The organism is Synechococcus sp. OH2 (assembly GCF_047462155.1).
GTDB lineage: Bacteria > Cyanobacteriota > Cyanobacteriia > Thermostichales > Thermostichaceae > Thermostichus.
Window position 1 is genome coordinate 10242 of record NZ_JANSIR010000104.1, and the last position, 4826, is coordinate 15067.

Below are 4826 nucleotides of genomic sequence, written 5' to 3' on the forward strand. Positions count from 1 at the left end.
CCCAACCACCTGCTGCTGCATAAGGGTCTTTTGAGTTTGCAAATCTACTACCGTTACCCGCAAAGTTCGCCCAGCATCGACGGCAAAGGTGACCTGCAAACGATCCACTCCTACCTGCCCTGGGGGCTTGAGAGGAATGGAAAGCTGCTTGTGGCTCCCAAGGGGACGAAAGCTAGAAGCTGCGCTGCTGTTGCGAATCTGCATCCGACCGTCGGGACCGTAAACAACTTCGGTTGCCCCTTCCTCGGCCATCTCACCAACCACCAGGTTGATGTGGCTTTGTCCATTGGCGTTGGCCTGCAAGGGAGGCAGTTCCACCGTGGCAGGATAGGCCGTGCCGCTCTTAAAGAGAGGGAAAAAGTCGGGCGCCTGCAAATAGGGATTCCAGAGCCGCAGGGCGTAGGTATGGCGGAGATGATCTTGAAGGCGGGCAAACTGGGTGAAGGCCAGAGCGCCGTGGGCCACTGCCTCAAACGGCTTGTGGTACTTAACCTTGTCGCGGCCAAAGAGGCTAATGACCTGATGCTGCACCCCTGGAATGAGGCTGGTGCCACCCACCAACACCACCTGGTGGATATCTCGTTTAGAGATCCCTTTGTTGTGGGCTTTCTCGATGACCTCATCGATGGCTTCTCTTAGCCGCGTCAGCAGGCCGCGCTCTTCCAACAGCTCCTGGAGTTGTTCGCGCTGAAGCATTAAAGTGTGGGTCTCAAAGGAGTCTTCATCCAGCCAGGCCTCGCTGGCCTGAGAATGGCTGGAGAGGCGGATCTTGAGCCGCTCGGCAACCTCGCACAGAACCTGGAAGCTGCTGGCCGGAACCTGGTGTCGCTTGCGGCCCAACTGCTCTAGCAGCCATTCGGCAATCCAGATATCAATATCGACGCCGCCACAGCCATAGGCCCGGTCAGTTTTGGCAATGACCTCAGCTCGGTAAGCAGTGCCCTGCTTTGGCTTCAAGATTTTGACCAAAGAGAGGTCGAGAGTTCCGCCCCCCAAATCGACCACCAAAATCAGGGATCCCGGTTCCTGCACCCCGTAGCCCAAAGCAGCCGCGGTGGACTCGTCGAGGAACACAACCTGTTGGATCCCCAGGGAGCCAAACACCTCTTGCAGGTTGTGCAAATAGGCCTCGTAGGCTCCCACCGGCACGGTCAAGATCACCTTATCGGGCTGCCAGCCCTCCGCCTTGAGTTTGGCAAGAAGCTGCTGCAGAAAGATCCGCGTGGCCTCTTGGGCTGTGTAGGCCTGTCCATCCACATAGGTTGGGGCCGGCTGGAATTGTTGAGAGAGATCCCGCTTAAAGCCTTTGAATAGGCGCTTGGGATCCCGTTTGGCTTGGGCAGGTGCCCCAATCAAAAATTGCTGGTTTTGGCCGACAAAGAGAACCGAGGGAATTAGAGGCGGGCTGCCGTCGTAGCGGTGGGTGATCCCTGGTATGTCGATCACAATCGGCTTTCGATTTTGATAGGCACAGACCACCGTATTGGAAGTGCCAAAATCAATAGCCAACGTCGTCATGCTGCCAAGGAAGGTAGAGTGCGACTGACTTTGGCTCGAACCAAAATTTGATCCCTAAGTCGATAGCCCACAAAGCGAACGTAGACCGGCTCGCCCGCCTGGATATCCTCCTCATCTGCCTGGTGGCTTTCTGGGTCATAGGCCACCTGTTGCCACACCTGGCCAATGGTTTCCAACTGCCAGTCTTCCAACAAGTTGCCCAGACAGTTCAGCAAAGCCAAGACTTGCTGGGCAGGGTAATCCGGTCGCCTCTGCACAACCTGCTGCAGGGTGGGGTATTGCACCAAAAGAGGCTTGAGCTTTTCCACCAGTTCGGCGCGGATTTGATGGCGCAATTGCCCTTCCTGCTGTTCTAGCTGTTTGTGCAGCCGCTGCACTTCCTGAGCCGTTTCTGCAGGCTCCAATGCTAGCTCGATTCCGCTGAAATCTTGAATAAGGCTCGGCAAGGGCACTTGCAAAATGCTGGCCGCTCGATTGAGATCGGCTAACTTCAGCTTTTCGGCCTGGCCAGTTCTCAGGGCATTTAGGGCTCCTCGACTCAGTTTGGCCTTTTGTCGAAGCTCTCGCCAGGTTGAGATACCGGCAGCCTGCATGAGATTGCGCAGCAGGGTATCATGACTTTTCATTTCACTCCAAAATGGAATCCTAGCCAGAGTCCTTTGGATCCCTTTGGTTAAACCAGACAGGGGATCCAGAAAGGGGTTTGGGGCATTCATAAACGCTCTACCTGACGCTGGACATTTTCTTCTATGACTGAGGCCTGGTCATATTCAGGCAACAGCTCCCTTTTTTGAACTGTGCCCAATGCCCTTTCTATTTCCTCAGTTAGGTCAAGGCAGCCCTTGCCTTTGACATTAAGCACGCGCTCAATCACGTTGCCATCTTTGTCGATGATGTATTCAACCTGTTGATATTCCGCCACGATTCCTCCTCAGGCCCAACGTCCCAATACAATTCTGACTTGCCCTTTTTCGTCCACAGATTCCGACTCTACGGTAAACCCCTTCTCCGCTGCCGTTGCAAGGACGGCGTGATAAGCATACCTGCGCTGAATTTTGGGGATAAAGTCGGGAAAGACCTGGCGGTCATATTCAGAGATTATTGCCTCGTAGTGATCGCCCTTCCACTTAAAGCCAATATCGTTGCTAGCAGCACTTAAGTACTTTCTTCGGATAACAATGTCTGCCGTCTGAGGTCGCCTATCGCCTAGGTAGCCATATAGAGGAAGGTCGGATCCCTCTTCTATGTGAGAGTAGCCAACATCGTTTAGAGCCTTTATCAAAGCCTCTCGGTTCTTAAACTGAGTTTGGATGTACGTGAAGTGCGACATTCTCTCCTCCTAAAGTTAGAGTCTTTCTTGCTTCACCTCACCTGGCTATGGGTGCCCTTTGTTTTTTGACCGAGGAGCACTTGGGTCATCTCTATCTTCGCACTATCCCCTGCCAAAGCCCTTAGCTCAGCAAAGGCTGCTTCAAAGTCTCCTTACTTTTTAAAGCAGGCTTCATCCAAAAATCTCCAGAATCCCGCCACAGCAAGGCCACGCCTCTATCCTAAAGCAGCTCTCTTGGATTAAAAAGTGTTTGCTAGGATACAAACCTGCGTGGCCCTAGCCAAAGAACAGAAGTGTTCACTTCTCCTTGTTCTTCTCGGCTGGGAGACGCCGATTGGGATCCGACGTAGCAGGAGGAGGTAGTTGAGGGGTACTGGGGTAACCAAACCAGATGGTTGCCAAACCTTTGAACCAAAGGGAGAGCCAGATCCACTGCCACTGAAAATCAAGTTTTGCGCCTTCTAGGATGGCATTGTCTAGGTTGGATCCCTCCAAGTTGGCGTAGCTCAAATTGGCCTTCCTCAGATTGGCTTGGCTGAGGTTGGATCCTCCTAGATCCGCTCCAATGAGGCTGGCTCCACTTAGGTTTGCCCCGACCAGTTGCACCCCGTTGAGCTTGGCCCAATTCAAGTTAGCGCCGCTCAGGTCAACCCCACTCAAGTTTCTCTCGGAGGCTTGACCGTTGACGATCTCCCACACCAGACGCCACTTGGCCTCGATCTGGGTTGCAGGAGAAAGGATCACCCGCGGCAGACTGGCCAGCTCCAGATCTGCCCCCCTCAGGTCGGCGCCGCTGAGGTTGGCTCCGCCCAGATAGGCCCTACTCAGCTTGGCTCCGCTGAGATCGGCGTGGGTTAGGTTGGCCTCGCCCAGCTTGGCCCTCTTTAGATTGGCTTCATCTAGGCTGGCCTCGCTGAGATCTGCCCCAATCAAATAAGCCTGGCTTAGGTTAGCTCCACTGAGCCTTACCCCGCTGAGGTCTGCCCGGCTGAGGTTGGCCTTTCTCAAGTCCGCCCCTCTCAAGTCTGTTTGGCTCAGCTCCTGCGAAGGGGCGCCAGCATGGAAAATCATGAACCACCAGCTACTCTCCGGACTGGCCTCTACAGAAATCACCGTCCATCTCAAGCTAGGCAAGTTCAGGTCTGTCTTGCCCAGTTTGGCTTCGCTGAGGTCGGCCCCGATGAGGCTGGCCCCCCTTAGATCTGCGCCGTTGAGCTTAGCCCGTCTCAGCTTGGCTCCGACGAGGTTGGCTTGCGCCAATTTGGCCCCCACAAGCTTGGCCTTGGCTAGTTCGGCCTTGATCAAGCTGCTTCCAGTGAGGTTGGCACCGCTTAGGTCTGCCCCGCTGAGATCCGCTTGGTTTAAGTTGGCCCCCCTCAGATCCGCCTGGCTTAGATTGGCTTTGCTCAACTCTGCCCACTGTAGGTCTACGCCGCAGAGGTTGGCCCCGCTCAGGTCGGCTCCCACCAAGTTCACGCCAGGGAGCCTGATCCCGCTCAGATTTGCCCAGCTCAAGTTGGCCCCGCTCAAGTCCGCCTGAGCTAGGTTTTTTCCCTGAGCATGGCCATTGACAATTTCCCAGACCAGCCGCCACTTGTGGTCAATTTGGGTTTCAGGGGAAAGGATGGCTCCCCGCAGGCTGGCCAGTTGCAGGCAAGCTGCGCTCAAATCGGCCCGACTGAGGTTGGCTCTCTCCAAGCTGGCCCACCGGAGGTCGGCTCCCTGGAGGTCGACTTCCTGCAAGTTGGCGCCGACAAGCCTTGCCCCCCTTAGGTCTGCTTGCGCCAAGTTGGCCCCCCGCAGGTCAGCCCAATCCAGGTTGGCCTCGCTCAAGTCCGCCTGAGCTAGGTTTTTTCCCTGAGCATGGCCGTTGACAATTTCCCAGACCAGCCGCCACTTGTGGTCAATTTGCGTTTCAGGGGAAAGGATAGCTCCCCGCAGGCTGGCCAGTTGCAGGCAAGCTGCGCTCAAATCGGCC

5 protein-coding genes are annotated in these 4826 nt (G+C 55.5%); all 5 read right to left on the reverse strand.

What is annotated here, in order from left to right:
- Positions 1-1518, reverse strand: a 1518-nt coding sequence (locus NW835_RS10360; RefSeq protein ID WP_414415238.1) for an Hsp70 family protein, incomplete at its 3' end; no start/stop codon positions are given.
- Complete coding sequence (locus tag NW835_RS10365; protein ID WP_414415239.1) at positions 1515-2144, reverse strand: helix-turn-helix domain-containing protein; 630 nt, start codon at positions 2142-2144, stop codon at positions 1515-1517. The genes NW835_RS10365 and NW835_RS10360, both read right to left, overlap by 4 nt.
- Positions 2145-2230: 86 nt before the next feature.
- Entirely contained in the window at positions 2231-2440 is a 210-nt protein-coding gene (locus NW835_RS10370) for a DUF2997 domain-containing protein (RefSeq protein ID WP_414415240.1), read from the reverse strand.
- A gap of 9 nt (positions 2441-2449) precedes the next feature.
- Positions 2450-2848, reverse strand: a complete 399-nt coding sequence (locus tag NW835_RS10375) for a DUF1257 domain-containing protein (RefSeq protein WP_414415241.1) — start codon at positions 2846-2848, stop codon at positions 2450-2452.
- 297 nt (positions 2849-3145) lie between these two features.
- The coding region (locus NW835_RS10380; RefSeq protein WP_414415242.1) for a pentapeptide repeat-containing protein at positions 3146-4826 on the reverse strand (1681 nt) is incomplete at its 5' end.

Bases quoted from the DNA above. Each gene is read 5' to 3' on its own strand.
- NW835_RS10365 (WP_414415239.1), bottom strand. From the start codon at position 2,144: ATGAAAAGTCATGATACCCTGCTGCGCAATCTCATGCAGGCTGCCGGT.
- NW835_RS10375 (WP_414415241.1), bottom strand. From the start codon at position 2,848: ATGTCGCACTTCACGTACATCCAAACTCAGTTTAAGAACCGAGAGGCT.